The following is an 18,448-nucleotide window of genomic DNA, read 5'->3' as shown; positions in this document are numbered from 1 at the left end:
TATGCCCCTGCTGAGCGCCCGGGCCCAAAGCCGAATTTCGCGGACTGTCGCGAACCTGTTGCTGGTGGCCCTGGTGCTGTACCTGGGGGTGGCCATGGCCCGGATTACCTGGCTGATTGCCTGGGACGACAGGCCGGTTCCCCGTGCGCCGGTGTCGGGTGGCGCAGGTAATCTGACAACGGGCGGTCGCATGACAGCCTCCATGGCCATCTACGATTTCTTCGGTCGTTTAGAGCGGGCGGTGGAGGTTGCTGAAGCCGTTCGCCGTTCGGCACCGGAAACCCGCCTGAGGCTTCGGCTCGAAGGCGTTCTGGTTGCGCAGCGTCCGGAGGACTCCGGTGCTATAGTGGCAGGAAGTAATGGTGAGACAGCGTATTACCGGGTGGGAGAGGTGTTGCCCGGTAATGCGGAACTCGCTGAAGTAGAGCCGGGGCGTGTGCTGATTCGCCGGGGCGGGCGTTATGAGTCGCTTACCTTTGAAGAGTCGGTGTCCGCGGACCTGGTTGCGGAGGTAGTGGCGAGGCCGGCAGACTCCTCCCCCGATGCGTTCCTCGCCAACGCCCGCGAACAGATTGACAGCCAGGGCCTGGCCGCATTGGCGCCATTCGGGTTGAGCCCGGTGGATGACAGCGGCATGTCCGGGTACGTATACGATGGCTCGAACGCCATGCTGAATGCCGTTAACCTGCAGGCCGGTGACGTGATTACCGCCATCAATGGCCAGCGGCTGGGTGATATCGATCAGGACAAGGCCTTGCTTGAGAACTGGCGTGACCAGTCTCAGCTGGAGATAGAAATCGAGCGTGACGGGTCCATCCTTACCATCAGTTATGCCATACCCGGGCAGTGGCGCTGACCGGGTTCATCGAAACAGGAAGAAATCGCCAGATGTATAATTACAAGACCAATCTGTTACGGGCCATTGCTCTGCTTATTTTGCTGCCGATGATGTCACTGGTGCACGGGCAGGAAGAAACCTGGCGGCTGAACCTGAAGGATGCGGATATTCGTGCCTTTGTTACCCAGGTGGCGGACATTACCGGTTACAGTTTTGTGGTGGACCCGAGGGTGAAGGGCAAGGTGACGGTGCTCTCCAGCGCGCCCATGAACAAGGATGAGATTTACGACCTGTTCCTGGCGGTTCTGAACGTACACGGCTTTACCGCGATTCCCGGCGAAGAAGTCATCAAGGTGGTGCAGCAGGTGGACGCCAAGCAATCGGCGGAATCCCTGGACCGGTTTCCGGCGACCCCTTCCGAACAGCTGATTACCCGGGTTATTCAGATTGACAATGGTAACGCGCTTGAGCTGGTGCCTATCCTGCGACCGCTGGTGGCCAAGTATGGCCACCTTGCCGGTGTAGCGGCCGCCAATGCGCTGATCATCAGTGACCACGCCTCGAATATCCAGCGCATCGAGCAGATCGTTCGCGAGCTGGACAGTCCCTCAAAATACGAAGTGGAAGTCATCCAGCTTCAGGAAGCCTGGGTTGGCGATATGGTTACCCTGTTGCAGGAGCTGGCACCGGATGAGCTGGGGCGTGCCGGTGGGGATAATGCTGCCCGGAAGTACAGCGTGACCGCGGATGAGCGCAGCAACCGGCTCATTCTCCGGGGCGATGAGACCTTCCGTGGCAAGATGCGAGGCCTGATCCGGCAGCTGGACCAGCCCTCGGCCTCCGGGGGCACCACCAAGGTTCTGAGACTGAAACACGCCGATGCCAAGAACCTGACCGAAATCCTCAAGGGGGTTATGGGCGAGCTGGTCAAAGAAGGGGGCGGCTCGGGAGGCACAGGCGGCGCCAAACCGCAAAGCAGTTTCGCCGTCTTCGCGGATGAGGGTCTTAACGCGCTGGTGGTTCGTGGCGAGCCATCCCTGATGCAGGAAGCCGAGCAGATTGTAGCAGCTCTTGATGTGCGCCGTGCCCAGGTCATGATTGAGGCGGCGATTGTCGAAATCAGCGACGAGCTGGGGCGGGATCTGGGTGTTCAGGTGGCCGTTGGTGATGAGTCCGGAGAGTCCACGCCGGTGGCCGGCACCAACTTTGGTAACGTGGGTCGCAGCCTGGGTGAGGTGCTGAGCGCGATTCTCACCGGGTCTGCCATTACGCCGGCCGCCGGAGGCATCACCATCGGGGCCGGCCAGCGAAACGAGAACGGCGTCAGTTGGGGTGTCCTGTTGCAGGCGCTCTCTACGTCAGCTGCCGCGAACCTGCTCTCCACCCCCAGCATCATTACCCTGGACAACCAGGAGTCGGAGATTATCGTCGGCCAGAATGTCCCGTTCCGCACTGGCCAGTCGACGGTTGTCGGTGACGGCACCACCAACCCGTTCACTACCATAGAGCGTCGTGATATCGGCCTGACGCTCAAGGTGACCCCGACCATCAGTGCAGAGGGGCTGGTTCGTCTGGTGGTCGAGCAGACCACTGAAAGTGTAGCGGACAGCATTGAGGATGCCTCGGACATTGTAACCAACAAGCGGGAAATCAAGACCACCGTGCTGGCCGATGATGGCGAGACCATCGTGCTGGGCGGGTTGACCCGGGACGACTACCAGGTCAACAAGAGCAAGGTTCCGTTGCTTGGCGACATTCCGTATCTGGGGCGGTTGTTTTCATCGGAATCAGAACGGCGGGTGAAACGTAACCTGCTGGTGTTCCTGCGCCCGAAGATCATGTTGGGCAAAGAGGAAGCCGTTGCCGCGACCGACGACAAGTTCAACAGGCTTTGGGATGTGAACCTGGGTATCCGCGAGAAGCTTGGCATGCCGACTCCCCGGCAGCACCCCTCCGTTGATGCGCTGTTTGAAGAGGGAAACACCCGGGTTCAGTAAGTCCTCAGGCAGTCAGTGGCGGCATCGGGCAATCCATCTGGTCCGCCACCAGCCGCATCAGCTCGTATTCTCTTGTCTCCACTTTGCCATCGTGGGTGATGCAGTGCCCGCAGGCATCGATCACCGCAGGCTTTAGCAAGGGGGACAGGCCGTTAAGAGCAGTCAGGGCTTCCCGTAGCTGGCGCATGGTGACCTTCTCCGGCACCGGCTGGCTTCCATTGCGGGTATCCATAAAGCCCGCCATTGCTTCCCGGTAAAGCGCTTCCGCATCAGCCTGGGAGGTGGAGCCTGCGCGAGCCAGCAGGCTCAGAAGCCGTTGCAGAGCTGGCAATACAGGCTTATAGCTTTTATAGCGAACAGGGACCACTTTGTCTGCCTCGGCACCCAGGTGCCGGGACAGGAAGCTGGTCAGCGCCAGCTCAAACAGGCTGACCCGGTTATCCGCCGCCACCAGTTTCTGAACATTGGTAATGAGCGTTTCCCGCTCTTCCGGATCCAGCTTGCGCAGCGCAGGCATGGCCAGCTCAAGGGCCGGGAACCGGACGCCGTCGCCAATGGTCTTCAGGGCCGGCAGCAGTTTTTCCAGCAGGTCCGGCTGGCTGCCCAGTACCGGGTGCGGGGGTAGCAGGATGAGCCTCTCAACCTGCTGATCGCGGGAAAGTTCACTGATCAGCATGGCGTAGCAAAGCTGCACAGCGCCGGCCCGGGTGTACAAGAGATTCCGAAAGGTGGCCGGGAGCCGGCCCAGAAAGCGGAGGGCGAAATCCTCGCTTTGCCGGTTGATGGTGCCAACCTGGTCTGAAAATTTCCGGGCTGGCTTCGTTGGTGATTCAGTGCCGGACGCCAGTGGTGATGTTCGCGCGCCTTTTCCGGATACCGGCCCGAGTATTTCCGAGGTGGCTCCGGTGAATCCCGACGTTCCAGCCGCTGGTACCGGGCCTGAACTCCGGTAAAGATCAGCCCCGGGCTTGGTATCCCGGAGACGGCTACGCAGTCTGGCCAGCATGCCGGGCTGAATCGCGTTGATACGCTCATCGATAGGAGGGTGGGACGCCAGCAGGGCGGTAAATTTCATTCGGGCGCTTTCGCCAAAACACATATGGTTCATGTCGCTGGCGTGGCTGGTGGTGTCCAGGTAGCCGCCCTTCAGGCCGATCTTGAACAAAGCGCCGGCAATCCCCTCGGGGTTACGGGTGAACTGAACGGATGAGGCGTCTGCCAGCATTTCCCGTTGCCGCGAGACAGCCGCCTGAATAAGCCGGCCGAAGAAAACCCCCACGTAGCCAATCACAAACAGTGCCAGGCCGATGATGCCCATGGCGGCCTGGGCCCGCCCGTCCCGGGACCGTCCGACCCGGTGACCCCGGTAGAAGGAGGCCCGGAGCAGGAAACCGCCAATCTGACCAATCATCAGAATGCCGGCAAGCAGGGCAATAAGGCGCACGTTCAACCGCATGTCGCCGTTAAAGATGTGGCTGAACTCGTGGGCAACAACGCCCTGGAGTTCGTCCCGTGAAAGTTGGGTAATGGCACCGTGAGTGACCACCATCACTGCTTCGCCGGGGGTGTAGCCGGCCACAAAGGCGTTGATGCCGGTTTCCTGGTCCATTAGGTAGAGTTCGGGTACAGGTACGCCGCTGGCGATGGCCATTTCCTCGACAATGTTGCGCAGTTTGCGCTCGTCGCTGTCCCGGGTGTCCGGGTCAACCGGCCGCGCGCCCACCATTTTCGCAACCCGGCTACCGCCGCCGGCCAGATCGACCCAGCGTAACAGGGACCCGAGACCAATCAGCAGCACGACCGTTGCGGCCGTTAACAGCCCGTGACTGGAGAGGAGCCAATGGTGAAAAGCGAGGCTGGTCGATTCGCTGCGGGTAACGAAGTAACCCACAAGAGAAACCGCCAGGGTGATAAAGGCGACCGCTGCCAGGAACAGGAACACCAGAAGACCGGTGTTGCGCCGGGCATGGGCCTGGCGCTGAAAGAAACCGGGATGAGCCATGCCTCGGGGCCTCAGAAGGCTACTTTCGGGGCCTGGCGGGCTTCCGGAGAATCCAGTTCCAGCTGAGCCGTTTCCTTGAAGGCAAACATGCCGGCCATGATATTGTTGGGGAACTGCTCCCGGAAAATGTTGTAGCTCATTACGCCATCGTTATAAGCCTGGCGGGCGAAGGCGACCCGGTTCTCGGTGCTGGAAAGCTCTTCCATCAGCTGCTGGATAGTCTCGTTGGCTTTCAGCTCCGGGTAGTTCTCCGCAACGGCATAAAAGTTGGCGAGGGCCTTGGTCAGGAGATTTTCGGCACTGCCCAGGCGCTGGATTTTGGTTCCGTCACCGGGGTCTTTCGCTGCATCTTTCTGGGCACTGACTGCATTGTTACGGGCTTCCATGACCTGGGTGAGGGTGCTTTTCTCGTGGGTAAGGTAGGCCTTGGCAGCCTCAACCAGATTTGGAATCAGGTCGTGGCGACGCTGCAGCTGCACATCAATCTGGGCAAAGCCGTTTTTGAATTGATTACGCAGGGAAACCAAGCGGTTGTAGATAAAGGCCAGGTAGATTAGGGCGACGGCAATAACAATCAGGCCAATGATGGTAGTTCCCATGGCAACTCCTCAGGGTGATGAATCAGGCGTTATTTTCCACGATTTGCCTGTGAAAACCTTTTACAAAAGTCTCAAAATCTTTCGGTAGTAGCGGTTTGTTGAAGTAGTAACCCTGCGCCAGTTGGCATCCGCGCTGGCTGAGACAGTACTCCTGCTCTGCCGTTTCCACGCCCTCTGCAATCATGGACAGGTTCAGGCTCCTGCCCGGATCGATGCTGAAGACGGCCTGGGTAGCTGCGTCTTTTACCATGGCAATGGTCTGGTTGGCGTTGTTGTCCAGACCCGCGGACATGCGCTTCGGGCCTCACCCTGATTACTGCTTCCAGGTATGGTCTGGAGTCGGGATAGCTTTATGGAGTATCGGTGATTTTTCCAAAGATTTCAGGATGTGGTTGTATCAAATTGTAATTGTTTCGGGATGACAGACACCAAAACGCCCGCCAGGGGGCGGGCGTTTCAACACAGTCTTCGACGACTGCATCTGGAAGCGGAGCTTTGATCAGGCCAGGTTTTCGTTCACGAAATCCCAGTTGACCAGGTTCCAGAAAGCTTCCAGGTAGTTCGGGCGGGAGTTGCGATAGTCGATGTAGTAGGCATGCTCCCATACGTCGACGGTCAGCACCGGCTTGTCGGCACCGGTCAGTGGGGTTTCCGCGTTGCTGGTGTTGGCAATCGCAACGCTGCCGTCAGCTTTCTTTACCAGCCAGGTCCAGCCGGAGCCGAAGTTGTTGGCGGCCTTGTCATTAAACTCTTTCTTGAAGTCTTCGAAAGAACCAAAAGCTTTCTCAATGGCTTCCTTGGCGGCACCGGTCGGCTCACCGCCGCCGTTCGGGCTCAGGCAGTGCCAGTAGAAAGTGTGGTTCCAGACCTGCGCCGCGTTGTTGAACAGCGGGCCGCTGGCGCTCTTGATGATGTCTTCAAGAGACTTGTTGGCGTTATCGGTGCCTTCCACCAGGCCATTGAGCTTGGTGACGTAAGTGTTGTGGTGCTTGCCGTAATGGTACTCAAGGGTTTCCTCAGAGATGTGCGGTTCCAGTGCGTTTTTTTCATAAGGCAGTGCGGGAAGTTCAAATGCCATGAGGTCGTTCTCCCTGTCTCTCTGTTTATGTGGATGTACATCACCCCGATATAAGGGCGCTTTGAGCTATATCAACCCTTTGGTGTCAAAGAGCTTTTAAACTCCGGGCTACCGGGCAGGAACTGCGCGCAGTTCTTTACTCGCCAGACCAGCTCTTCGTAGCTGTCTGCAAGAATGTTCACATGGCCCAGTTTCCGGCCCGGTCGTTCGCCTTTATTATAGAGGTGAACGTGGGCATAGGGCAGTTCGAGGATGCGCTCAATGTCGCCATGCTCGCCGATGATGTTGATCATGCAGCTTACGCCACGGGGCGCGACATTCCCAAGGGCATGGCCGCTTACCGCGCGGATGTGGTTCTCGAACTGGCTGGTCATCGCGCCTTCGAGGGTCCAGTGCCCGGAGTTGTGGACCCTCGGGGCCATCTCGTTGGCTACCAGGCCATTGGCAGTCTCGAACAGCTCAAGGGTGAGTACGCCAACATAATCCAATTCGTTCAGTAGCGCCCTGATGTAACGCTCGGCATCTTCCTGGATATGCTTCTCAAGCCTCGGGGCTGGCGCAATCGAGTAGCGCAGGATGCCTTCGTGGTGGGTGTTTTCCGTGATCGGGTAGAAGGCCAGTTCACCGTCTTCGGCTCTTACCGCGATCATCGATACTTCCCGGTGGAAGTCGACAAACTTTTCCACGATCAGGCGCGGATGGCCGATGGAATCCCAGGCCGCATCGGCATCCTCCGGACTTTTCAGGACTGCCTGGCCCTTGCCGTCATAGCCTTCGGTGTTGGACTTGGCCACCACCGGGCAGCCAAGCTCTTCGGCGGCGGCTCGCAGTGAGGCGGCGCTGTCGGCAATTTTCCACTCCGGCGTCGGAATGCCCAACTGGCCAAACAGGGTTTTCTCCGCTTCGCGGTTCTGGCAAACCCGGAGGGCCCGGGGGCAGGGGTGCACCGGTTTGTGGGCGGCAATTTTCTCGGCCACGTCTACCGGCAGGTGTTCAAATTCGTAAGTAACCCGGTCTACGCGGGAGAGAAAGTCATCCAGGTAGTCCCCGTCCCGGTCGATGATGACTTCACCAAGCCCGGCACTGGGGCTGCCGGACATGTCATAGAAAACAAAGGTCTTGGCCAGTGGGTATCCGGCCAGTGCCAGCATTCTTCCCAGTTGGCCGGCGCCCAGTACACCAATTCTCATTTGTGTTCTCCTGCCTTGTGTTCGGCGTTTAGCGTCTGACTTTTGGAGTGTGAGCGGGGTGGAAACCCTTTTCCAAAACACGCTCCTTGCGGCACGTCCATGTGACGCTTGGGCTCCGCCATCCATGGCTCCGCACAGTTTTGGAAAAGGGTTTCCACCCCGCTCAGCAGGCTTGGGAGTCAACGCGTGGCTTAGTTTGTTTGACCATGGTGCCATTTATGATGAACCACCCAAAGCTGGGGGAGCCTTCGGGAGATGCCCTTCCAAAACTGTAGAGGGCCATGGATGGCCCGAAACAAGCGCACATGGACGTGCTTGTAGCGTGTTTTGGAAGGGCATCTCCCGAAGGCTCCTTTCTCCGGAGTTTGGCTCCGGGGCCTGGCACCCAGTTCTGATTACTGATCCTGAGGGTCAGGATTGTCCAGTATCGTCTGTGTTTGAGTAGAGCGAAATTCTTCTACGGCTTGTCGGACATTGTCGTCGGAGGTGCCGATAATCTGTGCTGCCAGCAGGCCAGCATTGGTGGCACCCGCTTTTCCGATGGCCAGTGTGCCAACGGCGATGCCGCCGGGCATCTGGACGATGGACAGCAGGGAATCGAGGCCATTCAGGGCTTTGGACTGAACAGGCACGCCCAGGACCGGCAGGGCGGTTTGGGAAGCAACCATGCCCGGCAGGTGCGCTGCGCCGCCGGCGCCGGCGATGATGACTTTCAGGCCGCGGTCTGAGGCGGTTTTGGCGTAGTCAAACAGCAGATCCGGGGTGCGGTGGGCCGAGACGACTTTGGTTTCATAGGGCACGCGAAGTTTTTCGAGCATGTTGGCGGCGTGTTCCATGGTGGGCCAGTCGGATCTGGAGCCCATGATGAGTCCTACAAGCGGCTGCATATGCAACAGTCCTGTGATAATTGGAAAGCCGGCCATTGTATGTTTTGGCTACCTGCCATGCAACAAAGCCCGGAGCACGGCGGGGTCGGGATTCCTTTTCCAGAAACCGCTACAAGCACATCCCTGTGCGCTTGGCTCCGGCCATCCATGGCCTCCGACATTTCTGGAAAAGGAATCCCGACCTCGCCCAGGGTTCTGTGCGGTGTTCCTGTAACAAGCCTTTATTTCACCCTGCTTGTAAGTACGGGTATTATCGGTCCTTATTGTTCAATCCGTCCATAGTCAGGAGCTGTAATGGAACCCATCCGTCCAGGTGATGATGAACTGAGAGCCGAGCGACCGATTGGCAGTGCGGAGCCCAAGGCGGCGGCAGTGAGGAAGCCCAGGCCATCTTCCGCAGGGAAGGGGAAGCCGCCGCGGCATGAGGGGCCGGCTAGCGGGGGTAAAAGCGGCCAGGGCGGTAACGGCGGCAATGGCCGTGGGAGTGTGGTGATGCTCTGGTTGCTGATGATTGCGGTGGCCGTGGCAGCGGGTGCTGGCTGGTATTCGCAGAGCCAGCGGGTTCAGGCGTTAGAGAGCCAGTTGGAGGAGGCAGACTACTGGGCGCGGCAGAGCAAGCTGGCGTTGGCGCGGTTTGAGGGGGATCTTTCCGAAACCGGGGAGACTCTTCAGGAGCGTGGGGCGTCGCTGGCGGATCAGATGGCTGCCCAGGAGAAGCGGCTGGATACGGCGGACAGTGAGATCAGGAAACTTTGGGCCATTGCCAATGAGCGCAACAAGAAACGCCTGGACGAGCATCAGGAGCGGATTGCCACGGTTGAGTCCGGCCTTGCTGAAAGCAAGAAGGCAGTTGATGCGCTGGAGGCCTCAGCCGAGAAGGTCCGGGCATCGCTTTCGGCAGATATTGCCGCCGTGAAACAACAGACGGAGACGTCGATAACAGCCTTGCAGGACGCAAACCGGCAGGCGACGGATCAGCTTGCCAGGCTCAGTCAGCAACTGGCGGATGTGGACCAGGTGATTGAGAGCCGTATCCGGCGGTTTGAGCGTGAGCAGAAGCTGGGGGCGAGCGGTATGGAAGGGCGGATTGCGGCCCTTGAGCGGGAGACCGAGGCGCTTTCCGGTGGCGACCGGGTTCAGGCGCTTCGGAATGAGCTCGCAAACCTGAAAAGGACGGTGGAGTCCATTGACGCTTCCCGTTCGCAGTTGACTTCCCGCCTGGTAAGGCTTTCCGAGGAGGTGAATCAGCTTCGCACTCAGGTGAGCCGGCAGTAATCCGGGGTTTTCGGTTCATTAAACGGCGGTATTTCGGGTTTTGTAACGGTTTGTAGTCATCCCTTGCGGTAGCTCTCATTTCTGCCGTTTTGCAGTTGCTATGATCAGACAACTCGCAATCAGGATGAAGAGTTAACAACAATGAAAACCCGAGTGCCCCCTGTTCTGTCTGTTCTCCGGCCGCTGGCGGTGTTGTCGGTGTTGCTGGTGATGTCGGGTTGTACGGTGTACCAGTCCGTCGGCAAGAGCGTGGGTTCGTTCCTGCATCCGGTCTCCGGCCCTGACTTCGTGCATATTGATAACGACAGCTGGGACCGCCGGAATGCCCTGCTGTACTTCTACCGGACCGATTCCCAATGGGCGGCGGACGAGATCGAGGCCCCAAGCGTCTACATCGATGACAAGCACTACTTCAATATCCGCAACGACAGTTATACCTGGCTTGAAGTCAGTCCTGGTGAGCGCCGGATCACCATGCGTCGGCCATTGCTGGGTCTTGAGGGATTGAATTCCTTCAGCCTGAGCCTGATTGCCGATGCAACCCTTAAGGTTGAGCCCGGCCGGATCTATTACCTGCGTTACAACGAACTCTCGGAGCCGGCCCAGCGACATCCGGACCTGGACCCGGACGATCCGCTGGCCCAGGGTGACTTGCAACTGGTAACCCGGGATTACGCAATGCAGGCGGAGGAGATTGTTTCCACGCGCTTCCTGAACAGTGATCTGCTGGCACCGAACCATGCCGCTACCTCGATTGTGGAAGTGAATGAAGATCTCGATTACGAACGGCGGCTTGTAATGCTGGAAGAGGAGCGGGAGCTTGAGGTTGAGCGCCTGAAGGAAGAAGGAAGGTACGAATCAGCCTCTTGGTTCTGGCCGTTCGGTGGCGGCCCCACGGTTCCCCTGGAAGCGGATCGAAAGATCGATAGACTCGAGAGGGAATACGCTGAGCTGAAGCGTAAGCGGCGGGAAGCGGCAGAATCCGGTGGTGGCTGGTGGATTTTCTGAGTGCTGGCTACACTGACGGGAGGTGAAAGGCTCGGGAAGTTAGAAAATGGCTCTCAAGGATTCTCTTCGTCTGAGACTTGAAAAGCTGGCTGGTGGCGTTGTTCCCCAGCTACGGGATAGCTTGGGTGATCTCCGGAAACGGCTTGACGATCTGAACTGTTCACTGGCTAATCGCGCCTGTCCGGAGGACAGGCGCAGCCGTGTCAGTGAGCTGTCCCTGCAGGAGAAAGCGCAGCAGGCGGGCCAGAATCGCCCGGCTCTGAGGGCTGTCAAAACGGCTGGCAAGGCCTCGCGGGAAAAGTAGAATTGCTCAAAAACTGTCTGCTTTTGAATGACTTGCAGGTTTTCCCATAAAATTTCAGGAAAATATTTGACACTGTCAGCCAAATGCTTAAAATGCGCCTCTCACTTGATTGAGACAGCATCGCTGGCCAACAAGTGAGCGCCTTTGGAAGGTTTGTACGTCTTTGTCAGGTTTGAGGCAAAGGCCTGAAAGTGGGTGGTTAGCTCAGCTGGGAGAGCATCGCCCTTACAAGGCGAGGGTCACTGGTTCGATCCCAGTACCACCCACCACTTTCAAATGCATCACCGGATCATCCCATCCGGTTTCAGGTTCGGCCCAAAGGCCGGAGTTGATGCGGAGCGGTAGTTCAGTTGGTTAGAATACCGGCCTGTCACGCCGGGGGTCGCGGGTTCGAGTCCCGTCCGCTCCGCCATTTTCCCGGGTGGTTAGCTCAGCTGGGAGAGCATCGCCCTTACAAGGCGAGGGTCACTGGTTCGATCCCAGTACCACCCACCAGAATTCCGAAAAGGGCCGGTCCGCAAGGATCGGCCTTTTTTTCGTGCTGAAATCGGGGTCATGAAATCGGGGGGTGAAATCGGGGGGTGAAATCGGGGTCAGATGAAAGCTTTCATCTGACCCCAGGTTCAACCTCAGGTTCAACCCCAGGTTCACTTGCCGATCAGCGACTGCCCGCAAACCCGCACCACATTGCCATTCACGCCGTTGGACGCAGGGCTGCAGTACCAGGCGATGGTTTCGGCAACATCGACCGGTTGACCACCCTGAGACAGACTGTTCATGCGGCGGCCTGCCTCACGGATGGTGATGGGCATGGCGGCGGTCATCCGGGTTTCGATAAACCCGGGGGCGACGGCGTTGATGGTGATGCCATTTTTCACCTGCCGGGCCATGGCTTCCACGTAACCAATGACCCCGCACTTGGCGGTGGCGTAGTTGGTCTGCCCGAAATTACCGGCAATGCCGCTGATGGAGGAGATACAGACAATGCGCCCGTTCTCCCTCAGTAGCTCCCGGCGCATCAATTCCTCATCAATCAGTTCTTCCGCGGTCAGATTCACTGCGATGGTCATGTCCCAGAAGTGTTTGGGCATATTGCCGAGGGTTTTGTCGCGGGTGATGCCGGCATTATGGATGACCAGATCAACACCCCCGAAATGTTCTTCAAGAAAATCACCGACCAGCTTCGGGGCTTTGCCATCGGTAATGTCACAGGCGAGGGCCTTGCCGTTGATAGCGCCGGTAACTTTTTCCAGCTCCTCCGTGGCCGGAGGGATATCCAGCCCGATCACGGTGGCCCCGTCCCGGGCCAGGGTTTCGGCAATGGCGGCGCCAATACCCCGGGATGCGCCGGTGACCAGCGCAACTTTGCCGGTCAGTGGCGCAACGGGGTTGGTTGCAGGTGCGGGATCGCTCTTGCCGATTTTTACGACCTGCCCGGACACATAGGCCGAGCGGAGGGACAGGAAGAAGCGCACACTGGAATCCAGCTGCTTTTCGGCCCCGGGGGCTATCCACAGCAGGTTGGCGGTGGAACCTTTCTTTCCGATTTCCTTGCCGACACTGCGGACAAAGCCTTCGAGTGCCCGTTGCGCGGCAGCCTGTGGTGCCTTGCGGCAACTGGCGGGATTCTGGCCAATTACAAGAACGCGGGCGTTGCCGCCCAGTTTTTTGATGGTGGGATGGAAGAAGTCGTACAGCGCCCGCAGGTCGCCCGGGCCCTTGAGGCCGGTGGCATCAAAGATCAATGCCGAAAATGTTTGGCTGATTTCGGAACCCAAGTCCAGTGGGCGGGCTTTGTTGCCAGCTTTGGATGAGTCTGCCAGGCGATTGTTTCCGCTGGCATGATGAAGGGTGGCCGCGCTGGCGCTGAGAATACTGCCTAATGTGGCCATGGTTTTTCCGCCGTTGGCAGCGCCGATGAGCACATCGCCTTCGATAAACGGCTGGTCAGTGCGCTTCAGGCGTTTCAGGGGCACAGGCGCGGGGAGACCAAGCGATTGTGCCGCGGTTTTACCGACGGGGGTGTTTACTAGTCTAAAATAGAGGTCAGACATGGGGCTTCCTTGTGGTTGCAATCGGTTCTCTGGATGCGGATCGTTTACAGGGTAAAGAATCGGACAGTTTTTGGATTGACTCAATGCCTGTAAGGTATTGTCAGGGGTGCCAATGAGGCATTGTGCGTTGTCGCTACACTTGTTGCCAGCCTGGGTGCAGGGAGCATTGGGGGCTGGCCTCCCAAAACACGCTGTGAATACGTCCTTGTACGCTCGGCTCCGCCACCCATGGCTCCGCACGGTTTTGGGAGGCCAGCCCCCAATGCTCTATCCGGCAATGAAATTTTCCGCAAAAGGATTGGATTGATCATGGCAGAAGCATCGAAAACTCCACGCAAGAAAACCGCTACTTCAAAAAAGTCCAGCACAGCTCCTTCGGGTATTCGCCGCGTAGCGGTGCTGGGTGGTAACCGGGTTCCGTTTGCCCGGTCCAACACCGCCTACAGCAAGATCAGTAACCAGGAGTTGCTGTCCTCTGCGCTGCGGGGGCTGGTGGATCGGTACAGCCTTCAGGGCAAGCGGCTGGGTGAGGTGGCCGCTGGGGCGGTTATCAAGCATCCCCGGGACTTTAGCCTTACCCGGGAGTCGGCGATGAGTTGCGGCCTGGCGCCGGAGACACCGGCTTATGATATTCAGTTGGCCTGCGGGACGGGGCTGGAGGCAGCCATTCTGGTGGCCAACAGGATTGCCCTGGGGCAGATCGAATGTGGTATTGCCGGTGGTACGGATACCACGTCCGATGCACCGATTGGTGTAAGCGAGGGGCTTCGGGAGATTCTGCTGGACCTGAACCGGGCCAGAACCCCCGGCGAGCGGTTGAAGATTCTGGCGCGGTTCCGGCCCGCGCACCTAAAGCCCGAGGTTCCGGAGAACAGAGAGCCTCGCACGGGTATGTCCATGGGTGAGCATGCCCAAGTGATGGCCCGGGAGTGGGACATTTCCCGGGAAGATCAGGACAGGCTGGCCTGGGAGAGTCATCAGAAGCTGGCCAAGGCCTATGAAGAGGGCTTCTTTACAGATTTGCTGACGCCGCTGGCGGGGCTGGAGAAGGATAATATCCTGCGGCCGGACACGACCCTGGAGAAGCTGGCGACGCTCAAGCCGGTGTTTGACCGGGACAACGGCACCATGACAGCGGCCAACAGCACGGCGCTGACCGACGGCGCCTCCTGCGTGCTTCTGGCCAGTGAGGAGTGGGCCAGGGCCAATAACCACGAGGTGAAGGCCTGGCTGACGTTCTCCGAGGTGGCAGCGGTGGATTTTGTGGACAAGAAAGAGGGGCTGCTGATGGCGCCAGCTTACGCCGTGCCCCGGATGCTGGAGAAAGCGGGGTTGACACTCCAGGATTTCGATTTCTACGAGATCCACGAAGCCTTCGCCTCGCAGGTGCTGTGTACTCTGAAAGCCTGGCAGGATCCCGCCTTCTGCAAGGACCGTCTGGAACTGGACAAGCCGGTGGGCAGCATCGACCGGGACAAGCTCAATGTCAAAGGCAGCAGCCTGGCCACCGGCCATCCGTTCGCCGCCACCGGCGGGCGCATCATTGCAACCCTGGCCAAGTTGCTGGAGGAAAAGGGCAGTGGCCGCGGCCTGATCTCCATCTGCACGGCAGGCGGGCAGGGGGTAACAGCGATTCTGGAGCGGTAAGTTTCCGAAAAACCGGAACTTTCCTTTGACAGTGGCAGGCGCACCCCTTATCATGCGCGCCACGTTGATCAGGGGCTCCCTGAGAGAAACAACAGTTTGATGCGGGGTGGAGCAGTCTGGTAGCTCGTCGGGCTCCCAATCCCGAGAAAGCCGAAGGGAGTCATCGACCTTCGGCTTATGAGCCCGACCAACGGGCGGGCTCTGAAGACCAGAATGATGAAAAGTTTGATGCGGGGTGGAGCAGTCTGGTAGCTCGTCGGGCTCCCAATCCCGAGAAAGCCGAAGGGAGTCATCGACCTTCGGCTTATGAGCCCGACCAACAGGTGGACTCTGAAGACCAGAATGATGAAAAGTTTGATGCGGGGTGGAGCAGTCTGGTAGCTCGTCGGGCTCATAACCCGAAGGTCGTAGGTTCGAATCCTGCCCCCGCTACCATAAAAAAGAAAGGCAGATCAGTTGGTTACTGATCTGCCTTTTTTGCGTTTGGGGCCGCCAAACTTCCCTGTGACGAATATGTGACATATCTGTGCCAATCTTTGTGACGCCCCATTTGGATGGTTCGGTGAGATTGACCGTAAGTCTTTTGCTGTCACAGGTTGGGTAACCTTGCTGCGTATAGCCTGGTCAACCCTCATTTGGCAACCTCTTCTCTGGCATTACCCCAGTTGCCTTTAATTGTTGCTCACTGGTCTTCCTGAAACTCCAGCAGATCGCTGACCTCGCATTTGAATAATTTGCAGAGTCTGTCGAGCGCATCAAGATCGATCCGTTGAGCGGTCTCTTTATACAGCAGAGTCACCGTGTTGCGGTTCAGGCCGGTCTCTCGCGCCACATCTACGATTTTCATTTTGTGCTCGCCCATGATGCGGGCCAGGTGGCATCGAATCATCTCTAAATTATCCTTAATGAAAAAATGTTATCCAGAATGGCAAAAAGCTCTTGCAAATGTCATTTTGTTGCCTAAAATGTCATTCAGGATGACATTCTGATATAGGGAATGTCTTTTGTTGATTTAGAATATCGCAGCGGAAGGAATATTTCGATGGAAAACTCTTACACCTATCTGACCACTGAAGAGCTGGCTGGTCGAATCAAATATGACTGCCGGACCATTCGCCAGTGTCTGAAAGACACGGTTCTCCTTGAGGGCAAGCACTACATCAAGCCGTTCGGCCGCCGCAAGATTCTTTTTCTTTGGGAGGAGGTCGAAAAGGAAATGTTAGACGGTGCCAGGGAGCATGAGCATTTGGCTATTCCCATGGCGAGCGGGGTGGTTTGTCATGGGTAAGGTCAGGACAAGGAAAGAAACCGGAAAGCTGTATTTGGACTTTATGTACGCAGGTCACCGTTGTCGGGAGCAAACGGCCTTGGTGGACACGCCTCAAAACCGAAAGCGTGTAAACGCACTTTTGCAGAAAGTTGAGGCCATGATTCTCTTGGGTGACTTCAACTATGCGGAGTATTTTCCTGATAGTCGTAATCTCAAGAAGATCCAGGCCAGCCAAGCAAATTCTGGGGCAACTAATACCTCAGAAAATGGCAGGGCGTCTGATACTCCTTTGTTCGCAGACTTCGCTGACCAGTGGTTCCTCGAATCCAAAATCCAGTGGCGGAACTCCCACACTCGCAACGTGGAATCCATCCTGGCCAGTTCTCTCAAGCCAGCCTTCAAGGATAAACGGGTAGGCGAGATTTCCAAGCCGGATATTCTGGCCGCTCGTAACAAGATGGCTCGGCGGAAAGGAAGAGGGGCCAGTGGCTTGATGGCGCCCAAAACCATCAACAGCCACATGACCATTTTGCGGATGATTCTAACGGAGGCGGCTGAGCGGTTTGACTTCACGAATCCCTATCTGAACATAAAGCCGCTCAAGCAGCAGAGGGTACACATCGAGCCTTTCTCCCTGAATGAGGTAGAAAAGATTCTCGAAACGGTCAGAGAGGATTACCACAACTATTACCTGGTGCGTTTTTACACCGGCATGCGAACGGGGGAGGTTGATGGCCTCAAGTGGGAGTACGTGGATTTTGAAAAGCGGGAAATCCTGGTACGTGAAACACTTATCCACGGCCAAACCGAATACACAAAAACGGACGGCTCACAAAGGGAAATTCCAATGTTTGGCCCCGTGTACCAGGCACTCAAATCCCAGTACGAGGCAACCGGCAAACTCAGCAAGTTCGTATTTTGTAACCGGCTGGGAGAGCCGCTGGACCACAATAACGTGACCAAGCGTGTTTGGTACCCTTTGTTGGAACACCTCAAGCTGAAGAAACGCAGACCCTACCAGACCCGGCATACAGCTGCGACGCTACTCCTCGCGTCGGGAGAAAACCCGGAATGGGTCGCCCGCACTCTGGGCCATTCCTCAACGGAAATGCTGTTTAAAGTGTATTCCCGCTATATCCCGAACCTGACTCGCATGGATGGCAGCGCCTTTGAGCGACTGATTCAGAGTCGGGTCATCGAAAACGATAAGGAGGTAGGTGATGAAACTGAATGATCTACGCCCGTTGATGCAGGAAACCTTTAAAGGCACCTACCGACTGACGGGGCGTGTTGCCTGTTTTGATGATGAAGGCATTCCGTATCTGAAACTTCGGTTGAGCAGCTGTGCCAGCGACATCGTGGTTCTGGCGGTAATTGGTTCTATATTGATTCCAGAGCACTTGGGCCACATGGATCTGGTCGTGGTCAAAGGGCAGGTGTGTGTGGGTGCGGAGGAAAGTGAGATCCTGCTGACCGATATCCGCCGCCCGTTGCAGGCAGACGTTGCCGGCTTGCCTGCATTGCAGACTTTGCCACGGACGTTCTGTCCGAGACCGGAGGCACTGGATCAGCTGGTGGCTGCGGTTCGGTCTTTGCAGTCAGCCCCGTTACAGATGTTCATTAAGCGAGTATTGGAGCGCCGTGACAGGCTGGAAGTCTTTCTGAAAGCTCCGGCGAGCAGGAATTACCATCATAATGAACCTGGCGGGCTGCTGGCTCATTCCTTGGACGTGGCGAAGAACGTAGTGGTCATGACGAAGACCAATGAGCCAGACATGCCTCGAGAACTTCAGGAGCTCGGTTTCGTCGCTGGTTTGTTGCACGATATTGGCAAGACCTACACCTATGATACGTGGGGTAAGCCGACAGCAACTGCAAGGTTGTGCGACCATGCCGACATGACTTTAGAGGCCTGCGCCTACGGCCTGGCTTATCTTGACAAGGTAGACCCTGATGCGGCTCTTGCACTCCGGCACATTTGGACCTGTGCCTCGCCCGGTGCTCGCTACGGTGTCAGCCCTGCGATGACGCTTGCCCGTTATGTTCGGGACGCCGATGCCCAGAGTGCCATGGCTGACAATCAGCGGAAGGCCTATCGAAAGCGCCAGCCAATCGGTTTTGGGCGGCTCGGAAACAACACATATTGGCGGCCATCGATAGAAGCTCACGGATGAGGCGGATGAAAACTACAGTGAGGGGTGTGAGCACGTTGCGGCCACACCCCTTTTTTATTCGATGTTGTGTGAGGACAGCAGCTGGGCCGTGAAACAGGCATTTACCCGGCAACGGTGCTAAGGTC

General features: G+C 57.6%; 17 protein-coding genes and 4 tRNA genes. 13 read left to right on the top strand and 8 right to left on the bottom strand.

All coding sequences use genetic code 11. The features are described 5' to 3' along the window. The first annotated feature begins 1 nt into the window (after window position 1). Both QPL96_RS02525 and gspD read left to right on the top strand, forming a co-directional pair. Complete coding sequence (locus QPL96_RS02525) at window positions 2-856, top strand: type II secretion system protein N (protein WP_303285366.1); 855 nt, start codon at window positions 2-4, stop codon at window positions 854-856. Window positions 857-888: 32 nt separating this feature from the next. Further along, window positions 889-2,835 carry a type II secretion system secretin GspD gene (gene gspD / locus QPL96_RS02520; RefSeq protein WP_303285364.1) on the top strand — a complete coding sequence of 649 codons (1,947 nt, stop codon included), beginning with the start codon at window positions 889-891 and terminating at the stop codon, window positions 2,833-2,835. Between the two features lie 4 nt (window positions 2,836-2,839). Here the strand turns inward: gspD and QPL96_RS02515 are convergent, their stop codons facing one another. The 6 genes from QPL96_RS02515 to purE form a co-directional block, all read right to left on the bottom strand. Next, window positions 2,840-4,837 (bottom strand): M48 family metallopeptidase, encoded by a 1,998-nt coding sequence (locus QPL96_RS02515; protein ID WP_303285362.1) that lies wholly within the window; start codon window positions 4,835-4,837, stop codon window positions 2,840-2,842. Window positions 4,838-4,848: 11 nt separating this feature from the next. Continuing rightward, complete coding sequence (locus tag QPL96_RS02510) at window positions 4,849-5,436, bottom strand: LemA family protein (protein ID WP_303285361.1); 588 nt, start codon at window positions 5,434-5,436, stop codon at window positions 4,849-4,851. 22 nt (window positions 5,437-5,458) lie between these two features. Further along, the gene (locus tag QPL96_RS02505; RefSeq protein WP_303285360.1) at window positions 5,459-5,728 is read right to left on the bottom strand and encodes an EAL domain-containing protein; all 270 of its coding nucleotides are present in this window, start codon (window positions 5,726-5,728) and stop codon (window positions 5,459-5,461) included. 207 nt (window positions 5,729-5,935) lie between these two features. Further along, window positions 5,936-6,514 carry a superoxide dismutase [Fe] gene (gene sodB / locus QPL96_RS02500; protein WP_303285359.1) on the bottom strand — a complete coding sequence of 193 codons (579 nt, stop codon included), beginning with the start codon at window positions 6,512-6,514 and terminating at the stop codon, window positions 5,936-5,938. A 71-nt stretch (window positions 6,515-6,585) separates the two neighbouring features. Next, complete coding sequence (locus tag QPL96_RS02495) at window positions 6,586-7,704, bottom strand: 5-(carboxyamino)imidazole ribonucleotide synthase (protein ID WP_303285357.1); 1,119 nt, start codon at window positions 7,702-7,704, stop codon at window positions 6,586-6,588. A gap of 395 nt (window positions 7,705-8,099) precedes the next feature. Further along, window positions 8,100-8,591 carry a 5-(carboxyamino)imidazole ribonucleotide mutase gene (gene purE / locus QPL96_RS02490; protein ID WP_303285356.1) on the bottom strand — a complete coding sequence of 164 codons (492 nt, stop codon included), beginning with the start codon at window positions 8,589-8,591 and terminating at the stop codon, window positions 8,100-8,102. A gap of 294 nt (window positions 8,592-8,885) precedes the next feature. On the opposite strand from purE, the gene QPL96_RS02485 reads away from it, so the two are divergent. The 6 genes from QPL96_RS02485 to QPL96_RS02460 all read left to right on the top strand — a co-directional run bounded on the left by QPL96_RS02485 (window position 8,886) and on the right by QPL96_RS02460 (window position 11,673). Beyond that, window positions 8,886-9,866, top strand: coding sequence for a hypothetical protein (locus QPL96_RS02485; RefSeq protein ID WP_303285354.1), 981 nt, complete (start codon window positions 8,886-8,888; stop codon window positions 9,864-9,866). A 141-nt stretch (window positions 9,867-10,007) separates the two neighbouring features. Then, window positions 10,008-10,874 (top strand): DUF2846 domain-containing protein, encoded by an 867-nt coding sequence (locus tag QPL96_RS02480; protein WP_303285353.1) that lies wholly within the window; start codon window positions 10,008-10,010, stop codon window positions 10,872-10,874. Between the two features lie 46 nt (window positions 10,875-10,920). Next, a complete protein-coding gene (locus QPL96_RS02475) occupies window positions 10,921-11,178 on the top strand; it encodes a hypothetical protein (protein ID WP_303285351.1) in 258 nt (85 codons plus the stop codon). A gap of 193 nt (window positions 11,179-11,371) precedes the next feature. After that, window positions 11,372-11,447: transfer RNA gene (locus QPL96_RS02470), tRNA-Val, on the top strand. 66 nt (window positions 11,448-11,513) lie between these two features. Beyond that, window positions 11,514-11,590 (top strand) — tRNA-Asp (locus QPL96_RS02465). Between the two features lie 7 nt (window positions 11,591-11,597). Beyond that, a tRNA-Val gene (locus QPL96_RS02460) sits at window positions 11,598-11,673 on the top strand. A 152-nt stretch (window positions 11,674-11,825) separates the two neighbouring features. Here the strand turns inward: QPL96_RS02460 and QPL96_RS02455 are convergent. Continuing rightward, entirely contained in the window at window positions 11,826-13,232 is a 1,407-nt protein-coding gene (locus QPL96_RS02455) for a 3-oxoacyl-ACP reductase (RefSeq protein ID WP_303285350.1), read from the bottom strand. Between the two features lie 309 nt (window positions 13,233-13,541). Between QPL96_RS02455 and QPL96_RS02450 the strand changes: the two genes are divergently transcribed. Together QPL96_RS02450 and QPL96_RS02445 are read left to right on the top strand one after the other, a co-directional pair. Beyond that, complete coding sequence (locus QPL96_RS02450; protein ID WP_303285349.1) at window positions 13,542-14,879, top strand: acetyl-CoA C-acetyltransferase; 1,338 nt, start codon at window positions 13,542-13,544, stop codon at window positions 14,877-14,879. Window positions 14,880-15,237: 358 nt separating this feature from the next. Then, a tRNA-Met gene (locus QPL96_RS02445) sits at window positions 15,238-15,314 on the top strand. Between the two features lie 247 nt (window positions 15,315-15,561). Here the strand turns inward: QPL96_RS02445 and QPL96_RS02440 are convergent. After that, complete coding sequence (locus tag QPL96_RS02440; RefSeq protein WP_144822322.1) at window positions 15,562-15,768, bottom strand: helix-turn-helix transcriptional regulator; 207 nt, start codon at window positions 15,766-15,768, stop codon at window positions 15,562-15,564. A 153-nt stretch (window positions 15,769-15,921) separates the two neighbouring features. Between QPL96_RS02440 and QPL96_RS02435 the strand changes: the two genes are divergently transcribed. From QPL96_RS02435 to QPL96_RS02425, 3 genes are read left to right on the top strand one after another with little or no spacing between them, the layout of a single operon-like run. Further along, window positions 15,922-16,167: a hypothetical protein gene (locus tag QPL96_RS02435; RefSeq protein WP_094625544.1), complete on the top strand. Its 246-nt coding sequence runs from the start codon at window positions 15,922-15,924 to the stop codon at window positions 16,165-16,167. Then, the gene (locus QPL96_RS02430; protein ID WP_303285347.1) at window positions 16,160-17,383 is read left to right on the top strand and encodes a DUF3596 domain-containing protein; all 1,224 of its coding nucleotides are present in this window, start codon (window positions 16,160-16,162) and stop codon (window positions 17,381-17,383) included. The genes QPL96_RS02435 and QPL96_RS02430 overlap by 8 nt, the downstream gene beginning before the upstream one ends. Next, window positions 17,370-18,323: a TraI domain-containing protein gene (locus tag QPL96_RS02425; protein WP_222447794.1), complete on the top strand. Its 954-nt coding sequence runs from the start codon at window positions 17,370-17,372 to the stop codon at window positions 18,321-18,323. Before QPL96_RS02430 ends, QPL96_RS02425 begins: the two co-directional genes overlap by 14 nt. The last annotated feature ends 125 nt before the right edge of the window (window positions 18,324-18,448 follow it).

The sequence above is a fragment of the Marinobacter sp. SS8-8 genome (genome assembly GCF_030540945.1).
In the GTDB taxonomy this organism is placed as follows: domain Bacteria; phylum Pseudomonadota; class Gammaproteobacteria; order Pseudomonadales; family Oleiphilaceae; genus Marinobacter.
This window is presented reverse-complemented; position numbering and strand designations above follow the sequence as displayed.